A 17,891-nucleotide genomic window follows, 5' to 3' on the forward strand; every position below is an offset into this window, starting at 1 on the left:
CGGCTGCGGCGCGATAGGCCGCCTAGCCCGACTCCCGTGCGGCCCGACCGGGCCTGACCATGCGCAGTCGCAGGATGCGCTCGGAGTCGCGCGCCTCCTGGAGGTCGCGCAGGCGTCCGGCGAGCAGCATGGTCAGCGAGATGATGCCGACCAGCCGGTCCGGGTCATGACGGTCGACCACTGGCATCCGGTCGACGCCGTGACGGGCCATCTCGGTGGCGACCGTGCGCAGAGTCTGGTCCGGATGGGTGACGACGGGTTGGCCGGTGCCCAGGTCGAGGATCGGCTCGCCGCCGCGTCCATCGTGGACCGCCGTCTCGAGCTGGGTGCGGGTCACGACCGACAGAAGGTGACCTGCATCGTCGACCACGGGATACAGCATCTGTCGGCGCGCCCGTAGGGTCGCGGGGTCGGTGTCGGAGACCGCCTCGAGTGCCTCCGCCGCGCACACATGCGCCTCGAAGGTCAACAGGTCCGTCTCCATCACCTCGCCGATGAACAGGATCTCCAGCGGGTCGACGTCGTACTCGCGGGACAGGTGGAAGCCGCGGCGAGCGATCTTCTCCGTCAGCACAGAGCGCTTCAGCACGAGGACAGACACGGCGTATGCCGTGGAGGCACCGATGAGCAGGGGCAGCAAGGCATCCAGGCGCGTGGTCAGCTCGATCGCGAACACGACTCCGGTGAAAGGCGACCGCATGACCCCTCCGAGCACGCCGGCGAGGCCGACGAGCGCCCAGAAGCCTGGCCCCACGGTCGGGAAGACGTGGGCCTCGAGCGTGCCGAGCGCACCGCCGATCATGAACATCGGTGCCAGCACGCCGCCTGAGGTCCCCGAGCCCAGGGACAGCGACCAGATCAGCGTCTTGACCACGAGGATGCCCACGACGAGCCCGAGCCCGATCGACCCAGCGAGCTCGCCGGCGATGATGTTGTAGCCCACGCCCAGGGCTTGGGGGACCACGAGACCACCGAGTCCGATGACCAGGCCGCCGATCGCCGGCCACCACATCCAGTGCACGGGCAGGCGGCGGAAGACGTCCTCCGCGGCATAGACGAGCACCGTGGCGACGAGGGCCAAGAGGCCGGACGCGATGCCGGACACCACGCAGAGGCCGTAGGCGGCATACGTGAGGTGAAGGGTTCCCACGGCAGGGAACAACGCGGCCGTGCCCAGCAGTGGGCGGCGCACGATCGCGGCGACGCATACGGCGGTGGCCACCGGCACGTAGCTGCGCGGTCGCCACTCGAACAGCAGGAGCTCGACCGCCAGGAGGACGGCAGCAAAGGGCGAGTTGAAGGTCGCCGCCATGCCACCGGCGGCGCCGGCGACGAGCAGGGTCTTGCGCTCGTCGGCGGTCAGCCTCAGGAACTGCGCGAAGAGCGAGCCGACCGCCCCGCCCGTCATGATGATCGGGCCCTCCGCACCGAACGGGCCGCCGGTGCCGATGGCGATCGCGGCGGAGACGGGCTTGAGCACGGCCACCCGCGGCTGGACCTTGCTCCCGCCGAGCAGGATCGCCTCGATGGCCTCCGGCATGCCGTGGCCACGGATCTTCTCCGACCCGTACCGCGCCATGAGCCCGATCACGAGACCGCCTGCAATAGGGGCGACAAGGACGACGAGCGGGTTGTGATGCACGGCTCCGGGCGCCACGAGCCGGGTGTCCAGCCGTTGGTAGAACACGGCGTTCGTGATGAGCCCGATCAGCCGCAGCAGGGCCCATGCGACGACGGCGCTCACGGCGCCCACCGGTACGGCGAGCCCGGCGATCACCACCATCCGAGAGGTGGTGGTGAAGTCGCCGAGATGGCTCACGTCACGGCGGGCAGCGGCGTTGGCGGGGTGGCTCATCAGAGGTCCGATCGGTGCGGGAGGTCAGCAGTGGCAGGCGTTCAGGCATTTATGTCGTAACACGATCTAATAGAGTAGTCGCTTCCTCGTCCTCCCGGAGCCAGGAGTGAGCCATGCCGCACGACCAGACGATCAGCGAGGCCGACTACGCGCGCCTGCTCACCGTCCGGACCCGGTTGCGGCGCTTCGAACACTGGAGCGCCGAACAGGCCTCGGAGCACGGCCTCACCTCAAGCCAGCACCAGCTGCTCCTGGCGGTGCGGGGCCATCCTGAGCCCGCCGGCCCCACGATCGGGCAGGTCGCCGAGTACCTACTCATCAAGCCCCATTCGGCCGTCGAGCTCGTGGACCGCACCCAGCGTGCGGGCCTGCTCACCCGCTATCGGGACAGCGACGACCACCGGGTGGTGCGGCTGCGGCTGTCGACCGACGGGGCGCACATCCTGGCGGCCCTGACGAGCGTGCACATCGACGAGCTCGGCCGGCTGGCCGCCCTGGTCGAGTCGATGATCGGCACGTTGGCCGCCGGCGACGAGGTTCGTGAGCAGTCCGCCGACGCCCGGCGCACACCGTGAGCCGAGAGGCACCTTCGCAAGGAGAAGCCCACGATGTGCCTCAGTCAGGGAAGCAGGCGCCGAGCCCCCTACCGGAAAGCGCGCTCCCCCGTCAGCGCCTGCCCGATGATCAGCTGGTGCACCTCCGAAGTGCCCTCGTAGGTGAGCACCGACTCCAGGTTGTTGGCGTGCCGCATCATCGGGTACTCCAGGGTGATCCCCGCTGCTCCCAGGATGGTCCGGCACTCGCGGGCGATGGCGATCGCCTCACGAACGTTGTTGAGCTTGCCCAGGCTCACCTGCTCAGAACGCAGCGCGCCGCTGTCCTTGAGACGCCCCAGGTGCAGCGCCAGCAGCATCCCCTTGCCGAGCTCGAGCGTCATGTCGGCGAGCTTGAGCTGCGTGGCCTGGTACGCAGAGAGGGAACGACCATAGATCTGACGCTCCGCGGCATACGCGATCGTTGACTCGAGACAGTCGCGCGCGGCGCCCAGCGCACCGAACACGATGCCGAACCGCGCCTCGCTCAGACAGGACAAGGGCCCCGAGAGCCCCTTCGCCCCCGGCAGCATCGCCGACTCGGGCAGGCGCACATCCGCGAGGACCAGCTCAGCGGTCACCGATGCCCGCAGCGACATCTTGCGCTTGATCTCGGGTGCCGAGAACCCAGGCGCGTCAGTGGGAACCACGAACCCGCGGATTCCGTCATCGGTCTGCGCCCACACGATCGCGACGTCGGCGATGGACCCGTTCGTGATCCACATCTTCGTGCCGTTGAGCACCCAGTCCGACCCGTCCCGGCGCGCCCGCGTGCGCATGCCACCCGGGTCCGACCCGAAGTCCGGCTCGGTGAGTCCGAAGCAGCCGATCGCGTCGCCAGCCGCCATCCGGGGCAGCCACTCCTGCTTCTGCTCCTCCGACCCGTTCGCATAGATCGCGTACATCGCCAGCGACCCCTGCACCGACACGAGGGACCGGACACCCGAGTCCCCCGCCTCCAGCTCGAGGCAGGCCAAGCCGTATGCCGTAGCGCTGGTTCCCGCGCATCCGTACCCCTCGAGGTGCATGCCGAGCAGCCCGAGCGACCCGAGCTCCTTGGCGAGCTCGCGAGCGGGGATGCGGGCCGCTTCGTACCAGTCGGCGATCTCGGGGCGGATGCGGTCGTCCACGAACCGTCGGACCGTGTCACGCATGGCCCGGTCCTCGTCCTGGATGAGGTCGTCGACGGCGAAGAGGCCCAGCGGGGAGGTGGGAGCCATGGTGGGTCCTTTCGGAGGAAGGCACTGCCGTCATCCAACCGCATGGGCGAGCCTGGCCCATAGGGCTCCCGTCACAGTCCGCGCGGGACGGGGGCCGCTCAGCCCTCGCGCAGGATGCGTCCGGCGACACACGCGGCTGCCGCGGACCAGGCCTGGGGGCGTGCCGCGTGCGCATAGGCCACCGGGCGCGGGAACTCGTCTCGGCTGAACCCGTAGAACAGCTCCGGCAGCCGTCCGTCGAAGTGAGCGGCACTGTCCTCGATCGCCTGCGCCAGCGTCCTCGCCGCGTCGAGGTGGCCGTACGCCCGCATGCCTTCGGCGATCATGGCCGTGTCGTGCGGCCACACCGACCCGTTGTGGTACGACGTCGGCTGGTATGCCGCGGCCGTGGTGGAGAGCGTGCGAATCCCCCACCCACAGAACAGATCCGGCTCCATCAGGCGTGCGGTGACGCGGGCCGCCTCGGCGGCGTCGAGCATCCCGGTCAGCAACAGGTGGCCGGCGTTCGACGCGACGACCTCCACACGCTCGCCCTCACCGTCGATGGCCAGCGCCGGGAAGGCGCCGTCACCCATCCAGAACCGTTCACGGAACCGCGCCTGCAGCCGTGCAGCAGCATCCTCCAGCTCGTCAGCGAGCGCCGGGTCGTCCCAGTACCGGCGAGCCAGCGAGGCTGCACCAGTCAGCGCCCTCCACGTGTAGCCCTGCACCTCGCACAGGGCGATGGCGCCGCCTGCGATGCGCCCGTCGGCGTGGCTGACGGCGTCGAACGAGTCCTTCCACCCTTGGTGCTTCAGCCCGTTCGGGTCGGAGACGTAGGTGACGAAACCGCCGCCCTCGAGGCCGCCGGGGCCACGGATCCAGCCGAGGGCCGCCCGCGCGGCCGGCTCGAGCGCCCGCTGCACCGACTCGTCCTGCACGGTCGACAGCCCCCACAGGAACAGAGGGGTCGAGTCGACCGAGCCGTAGTAGAGGCCGTAAGGCACCTGGCCCAAGGTCGCGAGCTCGGAGACACGCAGCTCGTGGATGATCTTCCCCGGCTCGGCGACCGACGCAGGGTCGACCCGGTCCGCCTGCGTCGCGGCCAGGGCCCTCAGCACATCCGACGTCAGCGCGGGCACCTCGGGAGCCGCCAGGAGAGCCGTGATGAGCGAGTCCCGACCGAACAGGGTGAGGAACCAGGGCACCCCCGCGCCCACCACGGTGAGCTCAGGCATGCCGGGACAGGGCATGAGCAACGCTTCGAGATCCTCGTGGGCGCGGGTCCGACGGTCGGGCGGGGTGACCAGCCGAACGGGGTCACCGACAGCCAAGCCCGCCGCGGCGGGCGGATTCCCCCCGGTGGTGGCCTTTGCCGCCACGCGGACGCGCAGGACGCGGGCCTCCAGCGGCGGGAGCTCGAGGCGCCAGGACAGCCGCGCACCAAGGGTTTCGGCGGCGGCCCCCACCGACCCGGCCTCCGTCGACCTGGCTGCCGCGACAGGCTCGACGCGAGCCGGAGGATCCGCGCTGACCACCGCTCCAGCGCTGAAGCGCCTCCCCGCCCGCTCGCGCCAGTAGCTCAGCGTCACGCCACCATCACTGAGCTCGACTGCGCGTGAACCACCCGCGATGTCGAAGCTCCGGCCGTCCGCGCGCAGCACGAACGGGTCTGCGAAGTCGGCGCCCAGCTCCAGGTCGACCTCGACCGTCAACGGCGCCCGGCCGGCATTCTGGATCCGGATCTCCTCGGTCAACCCGGCCAGCGAGACGGTCTGGGTCGAGACGACAAGGACATCGGTGGTCTCGTTGCGGCCGAGCTCGGGGACCAGTGCGACGGTGCGCTCACTCGCACTGGACCTGACCGCCCCCGGCACCAGCCGGCGCCCGTCCAGGCTGAGGATGCGACGTGACAGTAGGCGTACGTCGCCGACGAACAGCCCCGTCACACGAGAGTCGGGTTCCTCTCCGACCGCACCATCCGGACCGCTCAGGAGCAACGACCCTCCCGAGACGAGCGACTCACCGTCGAAGCTCACCCGAGCAGGTCCCAACCGGTGTTCGCCTGCGCCTCCAGGGCCAGGGCCGCGGTCCAGCTGAACCGCCGCGTGCCGTGGGGCGTGCCGCTCCACGGACCGACGTACTCCGGGAAGTCGTTCGCCACCGCGAGCCGGACGAGCATGGAGCGCAACGCCTCGGCAGCCTGCTTCTCACCCCGAGCGCCGAGAGCCAACGCCGCCAGCCAGGCCATGTTGAACCACGCAGGCCCGCGCCAGTAGAGCGAGGGGTCGAGGTCGGGCGCCGTGGCGTCGTAGCTGGGTGGCAGGAGCGCGCCGTCGCCGAGGAACCTTGGCCCGCACAGCGTCGACACCAGCTCGTCAGCGTGCGCGATGTCGGGGGCGAGCAGGGGCAGTATGCCGTTGATGGTCGCCTTGGCGACGATCTCACCAGTGACCACGTCCCGAGCCCCGTAGCACTCGATCTCCGGGCAGTAGAGCGTGGCGAGCGCGCGGCTGATCTCCGCCGCGCGCGAATGGTGGGGCGCCGGATCTGCACCCAGCTGCCGGGCGATCGCCGCGAGCGCCAGCTCGGACACTGCATACAGAGTGTTGAACAGAGGGTCCTCGAAGAGGAAGGGGTACCCGGCGTCGACGTCGTCGCACGCATGGTCGCGGTACCGCTCCGCCAGCCAGAAGTAGCGGCCGTACTCACGGTCGCTGGGGCGCTCGGAGGCGCAGGCGTGCTGCAGGTCAGGGCGCTCGACGACGTGGCGAGGGGTGTCGGGCACCCTGGCGAGCGCCTCGTCCCACAGGGGCGAGTTGTCGGTCCCGGACTCCCAGGGATGCACGACCGAGACGAGTCCCAAGCCGCCCCGGTCCCGCCGCGTGCGGAGGTACTCGTGCCAGGCGAGCAGCTGCGGATAGGCCCGCGAGAGGAAGTCCCGACGGGCAGACTCCTCGGGATCTGCTCGGTGCACCATCCACACTGCCCACGCATGGTTCGGGGGCTGGACGAGCCCTGCCGTCTCCACCGTCCCGGGTGCTCCGGGGATCGTGGAGGACTGCCAGAACTGCGACCCCGGCGAGTAGTCCTTGTCGCGATGCGGGTCGAAGATGATCTGCGGGAGTCGGCCGTCCGACCACTGCCCGGCGAAGAGGGCGTCGAGCTCCTGACCCGCCCGACGCGGCGAGACGTGTCGCAGACCCATCGCGATGAAGGCCGAGTCCCAGCTCCACTGGTGGGGGTACAGGCCTGTGGCGGGCAGGGTGTGCGTGCCTGCCCAGTTGGACAACAGCACCGCCGTGGCGCGGCCCTCGGCAGAGGGCGGCATCACAGGTACCGGCGGAGCAGGCCGGCAGCCGGCGGCAGGACCGCCTCCGCGGGTCCGGACAGCACAGCGCCGACAGCGACCGAGCGGTCGTATCCCATCGCGCGCAGCGTGGACCCGAAGAGCGCCCAGTCGAGATGACCCGCACCCGGCTCCCTGCCGTTGGAGTCGCTCGCGCGGACGTGGCCCACGTGGGCAGCGACGCCGAGCAGTGCGGCGGCGGGATCGGCCTCCTCCAGGTTCATGTGGAACGTGCCCGCCGCGATCCGGATGGCCGGCGAGCCGGCCTCCTCGATGAGGTGTGCCGCGTCGGCGAGGCTGGTCACGACGCCCTCCTCGTAGCGGTTCCGCGGCTCCAGAAGCAGCTCGACCCCCATCGACTCGGCGTGCGCGCCCAGCTTCTGCAGGGCCTCGAGAAGCACGGTCCGCTGCTTGTCATGCGAGCGCGGAGGCTTGACCCGGTCGACCTGCTTGGAGAACAGCCCGAGCGACGCCGAGGTGACCAGACCGATGCCACCGATCTCGGCGATGACCGTCAGCTGCGTGGTCAACCGCCTGAGGGTGTCGGACCCGTTCGACGGGTCGGGGACACGGACGCCGTGCCGCGCCTCATCACCGGCGGTCGGCATGACCACGCCATTGGCCTTGGCTCGCCTCAGCTCCGTCATCCGCGACACCAGGTCGCGCTCACCGGTCCTGCGCAGCGAGATGCCGTCGAAGCCCCAGGCCTGGGCCGCTTCGAACTTCTCCTCGAGGGTGCCGGCGGGCAGGTGCTCCTCCCGGACGGTGACCAGGGTCATGAGCACTCCCAAGGGTTTCGAGGGTCGCCAGTGGCGATGCGCCACATCCGGGGATGGTGGGCTGGACACCATAGGTATATTAACTATACATAAGTGACCCACGCGACCGAACTACCGGACAGGGGGGCAGATGAGCACGGGGCCGGGCGACATTCTGGAGCTGATCCGTCGCGGGATGGCCCCCACCCGCCGGGACCTTCAGCTCACCACCGGGCTGTCCCGAATCACCGTGGCCCAGCGCGTCGACGCCCTCATCGACGCGGGCCTGGTCAAGGAGGCGGGCGAGGGGCGGTCGACGGGGGGGCGGAGGCCGAGCCGGCTGGTCTTCGACGTCGGGCACACGGCACTGGCCGTCGCTGCCGTCGACACCCGTCACGCAGTCACCGCCATCACCGATCTCGGCGGCACGGTGCTCGAGCGCGCCCACATCTCGATCGACATCACCGAAGGCCCCCAGGCAGTTCTCGGCACCCTGACCGAGTCGCTGGAGGAGCTCTCGGGCCGCAGCGGAGTCTCCGGGCTGTCGTTGTCCGGGGCCGGGATCTGCGTGCCGGGGCCGGTCGACCGTCAGACCGGCCACCCCGCGCAACCCCCGATCATGCCCGGCTGGGACGGCTACCCGATCGGTGAGCACATCGGCGACGCCCTCCGGTCCCTCAAGGGACCCCGCTTCACCGGGCCCGTGTTCGTGGAGAACGACGCCGACGCGATGGCCTTCGGGGAGTACTCGTCGGACTATCGGGACTGCCCTTCCTTGTGCCTGCTCAAGGTGTCCACCGGAATCGGCGCCGGGCTCGTCATCGGTGGCCAGGTCTACGGGGGTGTCGACGGGGGCGCAGGCGACATCGGGCACATCCGCCTGGGCGGCGAGACCGCCGTCTGCCAGTGCGGGTCGCCCGGGTGCGTCGCGGCCGTGGCGAGCGGCAGGGCGGTCGCGCGAGAGCTGACGCGACGCGGCATACCTGCTCGGTCTGGGAGTGACGTCGGCCGGCTTCTGGCCAACGGGCAGGCGGATGCCGTCGCGCTCACCCACGAGGCCGGCCGGCGGATCGGCGAGGTGATGGCCACGGTCGTGTCCATGGTCAACCCGGGCATACTGGTCGTCGGAGGCGACCTCGCCTCCACCCCTCTCATCGGGGGCCTGCGCGAGACGCTCTATCCCCGCACGCTCGCCCGCGCCACGCGCAACCTCGACGTCCGTCTGTCCACGCTCGGCGCAGACGCCGGCATCGTCGGCATGGCGCGGATCGCGGCGGACCGGCTGTTCTCGGCCGAGGCTGTCAACAGTCGGCTCGCCGGCTGACGGGGAAGGCCCTCGCGGGGGCAGCGCGTTCAGCACCGAGGCACCCGGACGACACTAGATGTTCACTCCCTCTCCCTACGGTCGAAGACCGCCACCCCTCGAGATGGAGATCCCATGAACCGCATCCGCTCCCACGCCGCCGCCCTGGCCGTGCTCGCCGCGACCGCCCTCGGCGGCGGCGCAGTCGCCCATGCGAGCGAGGCTCGGTCACACAGCACGGACACCGCACTGGCCGATGCCTTCGGCTCTGTCACCCGAAGCACCACCTGGACCCAGACCAGCAAGCTCAAGCTGAGCTTCCCGACCTACCACACCGAGGGAATCGCTTTCTCTCCCAACCACATCTTCCTGTCGGCCGTGCAGATCATCGAGCCGACCGTGAAGTACCCGACCCCGCAGGGCGGCTACGACCGCACGCCCGGCAAGGGCATCGGGCACCTTTTCGTCATGGACAAGGCCGGCCATCTGCAGAAGGACATCACCCTCGGTGAGGGCGACATGTACCACCCTGGCGGCATCGACTTCGACGGCACGAACGTCTGGGTGCCGGTCGCGCAGTACCGTCCGAACTCGAGCGCGATCATCTACCGCGTCGACGCGACCACCCTGGCCGTCCACAAGCAGTTCGAGGTGGCCGACCACTTCGGCGGCATCGTCATGGACAAGCAGACCGGACACCTCGTGGGCAACACGTGGGGTTCGCGCCGCTTCGCCGAGTGGAACCTGCAGGGCAAGCAGCTCAAGACCTGGGACAACCCGAACTTCTTCATCGACTACCAGGACTGCCAGTACGTCCCCAAAAGCAAGATGCTGTGCGGCGGCATCACCAACCTGCCTCAGACCCCCTCAGCGGGCGGCAGCTCGGCGACCTACGAGCTCGGTGGGCTCGCGATGATCGACCTCACCACGGAGCAGGTCACCCGGGACATCCCGTTCCAGCAGTGGTCCACCGCCGGCCACGTCGCGACTCGCAACCCGATGAAGATGACGGCGCACGGCAACCACCTCACCCTGCGCGTCGCCCCCGACAACGGCGACGAGGGCAACGGCACCGAGATCCTGACCTACGAGGCCACGGTGACGCCTCAGCGCTGACCGGGGGCGCCGTCGGGGTTCGCCCAGCGGGCCACCTCGGCAGCGATCTCGAAGGGGTGGGTGAACAGGTTGTTGTGCGATCCCGGCAGCCGGACCACCCGCGGGGAGCCGTCCCCCGCCTGCGCCGACCCGGACGCTGCCGCCAGCCGCTTCATCCACTCCAGGCAGGCAAAGGTGTCGTACTCCCCTGCGGTCAGCAGCAGTGGCGCATGGAGCCCTGCGATCCGCTCCTCTGGTCGGTCCCGTTGCGCGGACCTGATGATGCGTACCACGTCGGTTCGCACGCGGGCCAGGTCCCGGAGCACCGCCAGCTCGCGCGGGCTGTCGCGACGGTATGCCGTTGCGCCAGCCCGCGCGAGGCCGGCGACCGTGCGGTGCTCGGGCTGGAAGGTCGGACCTGCCAGGACGAGCCTGAGCGACGGCAGCACGGGTTGAAGCTCGAGCGCGGCCGCGAGCGCGGCCTGCGCACCGGTGGAGTGTCCGAAGAGCACTAGTGGGCCCCCGACGGTGGAGGCCTGCACCCAGCGAGCCGCCGCTCGCCCGAGGGAGTCGACGTCGGGCGGCACGCGCGGGCGGTCGCGACGCGATGCGAGGGCGTCGAGCACCACGCACCGCATTCCATGTGCGGCCAGAGCCTCGGCGGTGGGAAGGGTGTAGCGCGGCAGCCCCAGACCCGGCACGAGCAGCACGGTGCCCAGCACTGGCAACTCCGACGGTGTGCCGCCCCCGGGGGACACCTCTTCAGGAGCGAACTCCCACGAGCGCAGCCTGACCCTCCCCAGGCTCGTCCACCTCTCCTTCACGAGGCGGGCACTCGTCGGGCTGCGCGGTAGGCCGGCTCGCGCAGCGCCGCGACGACCGGGTACTGCTCGGTGCCCGGAAGCGTGTGCAGGACCGGGTCGTGCCGACGCCGATCGACCTGCTCCCCCTCCGGTGCGCCGACCTGGATCTCGCCCACGACGGTCCAGGGCCGGGTGCCCACGGCATACGAGAGCTGGTAGCGCGCGCCGACCAGACCAGCGGCCGACGTCGCGGGACCTTCAACTGGCCGCAGGCGGAACAGCATGGGTCCGGCCCCGGTGCGCATGGGGAGCAGCGTCGTGAGGGGACCGCCGGCCGCCTCGCGCCTGGCGGCCAGCCGGAATCGGCCCAGTCCCGAGTCACCGGTGCTCGCGAACAGCAGGTCCGCGCCGTCACGTCGGGACAGCACCTCGGCAGGCACGTGGATGGCGATGCCGTGCACGTCCGGCCACGGCGACGGGAGGCCGGTAGCGCGAGACACCCGGACCACCACACGAGTGGTACCGGCCGTGTCCAGCCACGGCACCCCGCTCGCCGAGCCGCCGTGCATCGTCGCGAGCGCGGCATACGTCGCTCCCCGAGGGTGCAGCGCACGATCGCGCCGAACCTGCCCCACGGCACCGAACAGCGCGCCCAGCGCATGGCCGGCCAAGCCCGCTCCCGCCCGCAGGATCCGGGTGGCCGCCCGGCCACCTGTCGAGCCGTCCGCCATGTCCGCCCTCTGTCTGTGGTTCCGCCGTCGCCTCAGCCTTCCTCAGCCTCTGTCCACACGCCACGCGAGTGCCAGACTGGCCCGGTGAGCAACGTCGAGGTCCGCCCCGAGGAGCTCGAGTGTGCGGCGGCACCACCCACCTCCGACCTCGAGGTCCTCGAGCCCAGGGACGTTCCGCTCGGCGGCCCTCGGGCGATGACCGTCCGCCGCACTCTCCCGCAGCGTCGGCGTTCGCTCATCGGAGCATGGTGCTTCGCCGACCACTACGGACCGGACGACGTCAGCGAGACCGGCGGCATGGACGTGCCGCCCCATCCGCACACCGGCCTGCAGACCGTGAGCTGGCTGTTCACCGGTGAGATCGAGCATCGCGACAGCCTCGGCACCCATGCCCTCGTGCGGCCGGGCGAGCTCAACCTCATGACCGGCGGCCTCGGCATCGCCCACTCCGAGGTGTCCACCCCTGCGACCACCGTCCTGCACGGAGCGCAGCTCTGGGTCGCGCTGCCCGACGCCCATCGCCGGGCCCCCATGGCGTTCCAGCACTATCGGCCCGAGCCCGTGCTGCTGGCCGGCGCTGCCGTCGCGGTGTTCCTCGGTTCGCTGGCGGGCCAGACCTCACCGGTCGAGACGTTCACCCCGCTGCTCGGGGCCGAGCTGGTCCTGGAGGCGGGTGCCCGCCTCGAGCTGGCGCTCGACAGTGGCTTCGAGCATGGCGTGCTCGCTGACACCGAGGGCGTGGGCGTCCAGGGCACCAGTCTGGGCCGCGGCGCTATGGGCTACCTCCCCACCGGGCGCACCACCGTCACCCTCACGAACAGGGCGCCCACCCCCGCCCGCGCCCTGCTGCTCGGCGGCCCGCCGTTCGAGGAGGACATCGTCATGTGGTGGAACTTCGTCGGCCGCAGCCATGAGGACGTCGTCCAGGCGCGCGAGGACTGGATGAGCCACTCCGAGCGCTTCGGCGAGGTGCTGGGGTATGCCGGCGAGGTGCGGCACCTGCCCGCGCCCGTGATCCCGCCGGTGCGGATCCGTCCTCGCGGCAACCCACCCCACTAGCGGCCTGGGGCACACTGGGCTCATGAGCCCCACCGGCGGACGGCGCAACGCCTCGTCGACCCTTTTGCCGTTCGTGACCGCGATCTGCGCGCTGATCCTGGTCAGGGAGGGCCTGCAGTGGCTACTGCCCAGCCTCAGCTACTGGGTCGTCTTCGTCGTTTCCCTGGTCGTCGGGCTGCTCGCCTACTCTGCGGTCGAACGCTACCTGGCCCGCCGCGGCCCCAACGGACAAGGAAAGTCACGATGACCGCCACCACCACCGGGCCGATCCTCGTCACGGGCTGCTCCTCCGGCATCGGCCTCGCCACCGCCGACCTGCTCGTCAAGGCCGGCCACATCGTCTATGCCACTGCGCGCCGACCCGAGACGCTGGCTGCCCTCGAGACAGCGGGAGCCCACACCATGGCTCTCGACGTCACCTCCGAGGAGTCGATGGAGGCCGCCGTCAAGGGCATCGAGGCCGAGCACGAGCGGGTCGGCGTCCTCGTCAACAACGCCGGCTACGGCGAGTACGGCACCGTCGAGGAGACCGACCTCGACAAGGTGCGCACCATGTTCGAGACCAACGTGTTCGGTCTGGCCCGGCTGACCCAGCTGGTCCTGCCGGGCATGCGGGCGGCCCGCGCCGGTCGCATCGTCAACATCGGCTCCATGGGCGGGCGCATCACCTTCCCTGTCGGCGGCTACTACCACGCCACCAAGTACGCCGTGGAGGCCATCACCGACGCCCTGCGCAACGAGGTCCGCCCCTTCGGCATCTCCGTCAGCCTGGTCGAGCCGGGTCTGATCCGCACCGGCTTCGAGGAGGTCGCCCTGACGTCCGCGGCAGCGACGCCCGACGGCGACTCCCCGTATGCCGCGTTGCTCGCTGCCAGCGCGGCCAGCACCTCTGGCGGCTACGCGAACCCCGCCCTGGCCACCGGTCCCGAGCGAGTCGCCAGCACCATCCTCAAGGCCGTCGAGTCCCGCCACCCGAGATCGCGCTACGTCGTCACGCCGGCCGCGCGGGCCCTGATCACCGCGCGCACCGTCGGGGGCGACCGGGTCTGGGACGCGATCGTGCGGCAGCAGTTCAAGCACTAGCAGCCCACGGCATACCGCTGCGGTCCGCCTAGACTCGAGGCCGTGCAGTTCCTCAACGGCCTCCAGCCCGCGTTCGACCTCACCTACGACGACGTGTTCATGGTGCCCAGCCGGTCAGAGGTGACCAGCCGGCTCGACGTCGACCTGTCGACCTCGGACGGCAGCGGCACGACGATCCCGCTCGTTGTGGCGAACATGACGGCGATCGCAGGCCGGCGGATGGCCGAGACGGTCGCCCGTCGCGGCGGGCTGGCCGTCATCCCGCAGGACATCCCGGTCGAGGTCGTCGCCGAGGTGACCAGCTGGGTCAAGCAGCGCCACCTCGTGCACGACACCCCCATCACGCTGGTGGCCAGCGAGACGGCCGGTGCCGCTCTGGGTCTGCTGCCCAAGCGGGCCCATGGCGCGGCCGTCGTCGTCGACGAGTCGGGCAAGCGCCCGATCGGCGTCGTCACCGAGGCCGACCTGACCGGCGTCGACCGGTTCACCCAGGTGCACGAGGTCATGACCCGCGAGCCCGTCCTCGTCGTGGACGGCACCGACCCCGAGGCCGCCTTCAACCAGCTGGCCTCGACGCACCATCACGTCGCGCCCGTCGTCGACGACGCCGGCAACCTCGTCGGCATCATCACCCGCGCCGGCGCGCTGCGGGCACGCCTCTACTCCCCCAACGCCGACGCGCACGGCCGCCTGCGCATCGCCGCTGCGGTCGGCATCAACGGCGACGTCGCCGGCAAGGCCGCCGCGCTGCTCGAGGCGGGCGTCGACCTGCTCGTCATGGACACGGCGCACGGACACCAGGAGAAGATGCTCGACGCGCTGCGGGCCGTCCGGGCGCTCGACCCGGGGGTGCCCGTCGTCGCCGGCAACGTCGTCTCCGCGGCAGGCACCCGGGACCTGATCGAGGCTGGCGCCGACATCGTCAAGGTGGGCGTCGGGCCTGGCGCCATGTGCACCACGCGGATGATGACGGCCGTGGGGCGGCCCCAGTTCTCGGCCGTGCTCGAGTGCGCGACCGAGGCCCGCCACCACGGCCGCCACGTGTGGGCGGACGGCGGGGTGCGGCACCCCCGCGACGTTGCGCTGGCGCTGGCGGCCGGCGCCTCTAACGTCATGGTGGGCTCGTGGTTCGCCGGCACCCTGGAGAGCCCGGGGGACCTGTTCGTCGACGAGCGCGGGCGCCGTTACAAGGAGTCGTTCGGCATGGCGTCGAGCCGGGCCGTCCGCAACCGCACGGCCACCGACAGCCCGTACGAGCGCGCTCGCAAGGCACTGTTCGAGGAGGGCATCTCCTCCGCACGGATGTTCATCGACCCCGACCGGCCGAGCGTCGAGGACGTGATCGACCAGATCGTGGCCGGTGTCCGTTCGAGCTTCACGTATGCCGGTGCACGCACCATCGGGGAGTACGCCGAACGCGCGGTCGTGGGCATCCAGAGCACCGCCGGCTTCGCCGAGGGCCGGCCGCTGCACACCTCATGGTGAGGGTGACTCGCTGATGGTTGCCTCGGTCGAGCCGCTCACGGCACCTGTCGAGCCGGACGAGGCGCTGCGGCGGGTCGCGTTCCTGCTGGAGCGCGAGCGCGCCGGGTCGTATCGCGTCGAGGCGTTCCGCAAGGCGGTGGTGACGGTCCGGGAGACGCCTGCCGAGGAGCTGGTGACCCGGCACGAGACGGGCACCCTGCAAGACCTCCCCGGCATCGGGAAGTCCACAGCCGCGGTGGTGAGCGAGGCCCTCGACGGTGAGCTCCCGGCATACCTGAAGTCGCTGCAGGACAAGGCAAAGCCACTGGTGAGCGGCGGCGAGAAGCTGTTCGCCGACCTCAAAGGCGACTGCCACTCGCACTCGAACTGGTCCGACGGCGGCAGCCCCATCGAGGAGATGGTGCTGACGGCGGTGGAGCTCGGGCACGAGTGGCTGGTGCTGACGGACCACTCGCCGCAGCTGCGCGTCGCCAACGGGCTCAGCGTGGAGCGGTTGACCAAACAGCTGCGGATCGTCGACGCGGTCAACGCGTCGCTGGATGGCGAGTTCCGGCTGCTCAAAGGGATCGAGGTCGACATCCTCGATGACGGTTCGCTCGACCAGACCCCGGAGATGCTCGGCCGGCTCGACGTCGTCACGGCGAGCGTCCACTCCAAGCTCAAGATGAACAAGGCGCCCATGACCCGCCGGATGGTCGCCGCCGTGTCGAACCCGCGCGTCAACGTCCTCGGGCACTGCACCGGGCGACTGGTCACCGGCTCCCGCGGGGTGAGGGCGCAGTCGGAGTTCGACGCGAGCGCGGTGTTCGAGGCCTGTGCCGAGCATGGGACCGCCGTCGAGATCAACAGCCGGCCTGAGCGGTGCGACCCTCCCGACGAGCTCGTGCTGCTGGCCCTGGAGATCGGCTGCCTTTTCGCGATCGACTCCGATGCCCACGCACCGGGCCAGCTGGAGATGAAGGCCTACGGCTGTGAGCGGGCCGAGCGGCTGGGCGTGCCAGAGGACCGGATCGTGACGACCTGGGACGCCGACCGGCTGCTGGAGTGGGCCTCTGGGGCATGACGGACGGCCGTTTTGGATAACGAGCCCCTCAGCCCCTATGCTTTCCGAGTCCTCGACGGATCCGAGCGCTGGTCGCTAGAGGCGAGGATCGGTTGAGAGGCCGGTCCCCATCGTCTAGCGGCCTAGGACCCCGCCCTTTCACGGCGGTAGCACGGGTTCGAATCCCGTTGGGGATACGCACCACAGCACCATCAAGGCCCCGTAGCGCAGTTGGTTAGCGCGCCGCCCTGTCACGGCGGAGGTCGCCGGTTCGAGCCCGGTCGGGGTCGCCACCTCACCACAGGCCCGCACACTCGTGCGGGCCTGTGGCATGTCCGGTCTGGCTCAGCTCGAACGCCCAGGCCGCCCAGCCAGCGGGGTCGTCGCAACCGGTCCTGGCGGCGGAGTATCCCGGTCGGCGTGGTCCGCCGGGCACCGGTCACGGGCTGGCGTGGGTGCACATCGGGGTGCGGGGATGGGCTATGATCGACCGGTCGCGACAGGCCTCCTCCGGCGAAATCCGCAGGTCGGACCGGTCGCGATCGCGTGTCACACGCAGCGGGCCAGATAGCTCAGTTGGTAGAGCGTCCGACTGAAAATCGGAAGGTCGGCGGTTCGACCCCGTCTCTGGCCACCACAAACCCGCAGGTCAGAGAACTGGCACGCGGGTTTCGTGCTTCTCAGGCTCGATCTTGCTAACGCTTTTGCTAACAGGCTTTTGGGAGACAGCGCGGGCGAAGATGTCAGCGACACCGGCGGCCGACTCGCGCAGCACGTGGGCGTAGACCCGCAAGGTCACCGCCGGGTCGCTATGCCCCAGCCGGTTGGCGACCACGTGCACTGGCACTCCCTCCAGCAGGAGCAGGGTCGCGTGCAGGTGGCGTAGGTCGTGCAGCCGGATCAGCGGAAGTTGACGTTCCGGCTTGGGCAGCGCTTGAGCCGGGTGTCCACGCCAGGCCCGTGTCGCCGGGTTGTTGTAGGCATCGATCAGCTTGGGCATCAGCTGGTGACGGTGTCTGGGTAGAGCGGGTCGCCCATCTGCGTGGTGAAGACTAAACCGTTGGCGTGCCACTCAGGACCGGCAAGCTCTTGGTCGGCCTCCTGCCGACTGCGGTGGTCCTTGAGCACGTCGACGGTTCCAGCATCAATGTTGACGGTGCGACTGCGGCCGCCCTTGGTGGTCCCGTCGATGCGCGCACCGTCGATGACGTTGGTCGAGCCCTCAAACCGCGGCAGTCCAGCCTCGAGGTCAATGTCAGTCCACCGGAGGTGCAGCACCTCACCGCGGCGTCCACCGGTGAACGCCGCCACCCGGTAGAAGGCGTGCAGCCGGTGGGCCGAGACCGCGTCGAGGAACGTGTCGAGGTCCTCGGCAGTCCACACCAGGCGCGGCTCGCTCCCCGGGTCACGGGGCAGCTTGGCCTTTAGCGCCGGGTTGGACGCCAGCACGCCGTCGATCATCACTGCGTCGTTGAGGGCCTTGCGCAGGGTGCGGTGGACGTGGCGGACGGTCGGCACCGACAGCGGCTTGCCGTC

Annotated in this window: 17 protein-coding genes and 3 tRNA genes; 11 read left to right on the top strand and 9 right to left on the bottom strand. The window is 70.4% G+C overall.

Going from position 1 to position 17,891, the window contains the following annotated elements; genetic code table 11:
* Positions 1 to 22: 22 nt before the first annotated feature.
* A complete protein-coding gene (locus VGN50_RS10020; protein ID WP_327444619.1) occupies positions 23 to 1,855 on the bottom strand; it encodes a chloride channel protein in 1,833 nt (610 codons plus the stop codon).
* Positions 1,856 to 1,968: 113 nt separating this feature from the next.
* On the opposite strand from VGN50_RS10020, the gene VGN50_RS10025 reads away from it, so the two are divergent.
* On the top strand, positions 1,969 to 2,430 hold the full coding sequence (locus VGN50_RS10025) for a MarR family winged helix-turn-helix transcriptional regulator (RefSeq protein ID WP_327444620.1): 462 nt from the start codon (positions 1,969 to 1,971) through the stop codon (positions 2,428 to 2,430).
* A gap of 68 nt (positions 2,431 to 2,498) precedes the next feature.
* Here VGN50_RS10025 and VGN50_RS10030 read toward each other — a convergent pair whose 3' ends face one another.
* The 4 genes from VGN50_RS10030 to VGN50_RS10045 form a co-directional block, all read right to left on the bottom strand.
* Entirely contained in the window at positions 2,499 to 3,668 is a 1,170-nt protein-coding gene (locus VGN50_RS10030) for an acyl-CoA dehydrogenase family protein (protein ID WP_327444621.1), read from the bottom strand.
* Between the two features lie 98 nt (positions 3,669 to 3,766).
* Positions 3,767 to 5,779, bottom strand: coding sequence for a glycogen debranching N-terminal domain-containing protein (locus VGN50_RS10035; protein ID WP_327444622.1), 2,013 nt, complete (start codon positions 5,777 to 5,779; stop codon positions 3,767 to 3,769).
* Positions 5,683 to 6,978 carry an MGH1-like glycoside hydrolase domain-containing protein gene (locus VGN50_RS10040; RefSeq protein WP_327444623.1) on the bottom strand — a complete coding sequence of 432 codons (1,296 nt, stop codon included), beginning with the start codon at positions 6,976 to 6,978 and terminating at the stop codon, positions 5,683 to 5,685. The genes VGN50_RS10035 and VGN50_RS10040 overlap by 97 nt, the downstream gene beginning before the upstream one ends.
* Positions 6,978 to 7,775, bottom strand: a complete 798-nt coding sequence (locus tag VGN50_RS10045) for a sugar phosphate isomerase/epimerase family protein (RefSeq protein WP_327444624.1) — start codon at positions 7,773 to 7,775, stop codon at positions 6,978 to 6,980. The genes VGN50_RS10040 and VGN50_RS10045 overlap by 1 nt, the downstream gene beginning before the upstream one ends.
* Positions 7,776 to 7,905: 130 nt before the next feature.
* Between VGN50_RS10045 and VGN50_RS10050 the strand changes: the two genes are divergently transcribed.
* Positions 7,906 to 9,078, top strand: a complete 1,173-nt coding sequence (locus tag VGN50_RS10050; RefSeq protein WP_327444625.1) for an ROK family transcriptional regulator — start codon at positions 7,906 to 7,908, stop codon at positions 9,076 to 9,078.
* Positions 9,079 to 9,192: 114 nt separating this feature from the next.
* On the top strand, positions 9,193 to 10,173 hold the full coding sequence (locus VGN50_RS10055; RefSeq protein WP_327444626.1) for a DUF6454 family protein: 981 nt from the start codon (positions 9,193 to 9,195) through the stop codon (positions 10,171 to 10,173).
* Here the strand turns inward: VGN50_RS10055 and VGN50_RS10060 are convergent.
* The gene (locus VGN50_RS10060) at positions 10,164 to 10,874 is read right to left on the bottom strand and encodes an alpha/beta fold hydrolase (RefSeq protein WP_327444627.1); all 711 of its coding nucleotides are present in this window, start codon (positions 10,872 to 10,874) and stop codon (positions 10,164 to 10,166) included. The genes VGN50_RS10055 and VGN50_RS10060 overlap by 10 nt on opposite strands.
* Before the next feature lie 98 nt (positions 10,875 to 10,972).
* Positions 10,973 to 11,686: a hypothetical protein gene (locus VGN50_RS10065; RefSeq protein ID WP_327444628.1), complete on the bottom strand. Its 714-nt coding sequence runs from the start codon at positions 11,684 to 11,686 to the stop codon at positions 10,973 to 10,975.
* Between the two features lie 84 nt (positions 11,687 to 11,770).
* Here VGN50_RS10065 and VGN50_RS10070 point away from each other — a divergent pair, with 84 nt between their 5' ends.
* The 8 genes from VGN50_RS10070 (at position 11,771) to VGN50_RS10105 (ending at position 16,992) form a co-directional block, all read left to right on the top strand.
* On the top strand, positions 11,771 to 12,745 hold the full coding sequence (locus tag VGN50_RS10070) for a pirin family protein (RefSeq protein WP_327444629.1): 975 nt from the start codon (positions 11,771 to 11,773) through the stop codon (positions 12,743 to 12,745).
* Between the two features lie 22 nt (positions 12,746 to 12,767).
* Positions 12,768 to 12,992 carry a hypothetical protein gene (locus VGN50_RS10075; RefSeq protein ID WP_327444630.1) on the top strand — a complete coding sequence of 75 codons (225 nt, stop codon included), beginning with the start codon at positions 12,768 to 12,770 and terminating at the stop codon, positions 12,990 to 12,992.
* On the top strand, positions 12,989 to 13,828 hold the full coding sequence (locus VGN50_RS10080) for an oxidoreductase (protein ID WP_327444631.1): 840 nt from the start codon (positions 12,989 to 12,991) through the stop codon (positions 13,826 to 13,828). Before VGN50_RS10075 ends, VGN50_RS10080 begins: the two co-directional genes overlap by 4 nt.
* Before the next feature lie 42 nt (positions 13,829 to 13,870).
* Positions 13,871 to 15,313 (top strand): GuaB1 family IMP dehydrogenase-related protein, encoded by a 1,443-nt coding sequence (locus VGN50_RS10085; protein ID WP_327444632.1) that lies wholly within the window; start codon positions 13,871 to 13,873, stop codon positions 15,311 to 15,313.
* Positions 15,314 to 15,326: 13 nt separating this feature from the next.
* The gene (locus VGN50_RS10090) at positions 15,327 to 16,376 is read left to right on the top strand and encodes a PHP domain-containing protein (protein WP_327444634.1); all 1,050 of its coding nucleotides are present in this window, start codon (positions 15,327 to 15,329) and stop codon (positions 16,374 to 16,376) included.
* 103 nt (positions 16,377 to 16,479) lie between these two features.
* A tRNA-Glu gene (locus VGN50_RS10095) sits at positions 16,480 to 16,552 on the top strand.
* A 19-nt stretch (positions 16,553 to 16,571) separates the two neighbouring features.
* Positions 16,572 to 16,648: transfer RNA gene (locus tag VGN50_RS10100), tRNA-Asp, on the top strand.
* Between the two features lie 268 nt (positions 16,649 to 16,916).
* Positions 16,917 to 16,992: transfer RNA gene (locus tag VGN50_RS10105), tRNA-Phe, on the top strand.
* Positions 16,993 to 17,004: 12 nt separating this feature from the next.
* On the opposite strand, the gene VGN50_RS10110 is transcribed toward VGN50_RS10105, so the two are convergent.
* Positions 17,005 to 17,355: a tyrosine-type recombinase/integrase gene (locus tag VGN50_RS10110; protein WP_327444635.1), complete on the bottom strand. Its 351-nt coding sequence runs from the start codon at positions 17,353 to 17,355 to the stop codon at positions 17,005 to 17,007.
* Positions 17,355 to 17,891: tyrosine-type recombinase/integrase (locus tag VGN50_RS10115; protein WP_327444636.1), on the bottom strand; the 537-nt coding region annotated here is incomplete at its 5' end. The genes VGN50_RS10115 and VGN50_RS10110, both read right to left, overlap by 1 nt.

The organism is Pedococcus sp., from assembly GCF_036000045.1.
Taxonomy (GTDB): Bacteria; Actinomycetota; Actinomycetes; order Actinomycetales; family Dermatophilaceae; genus Pedococcus.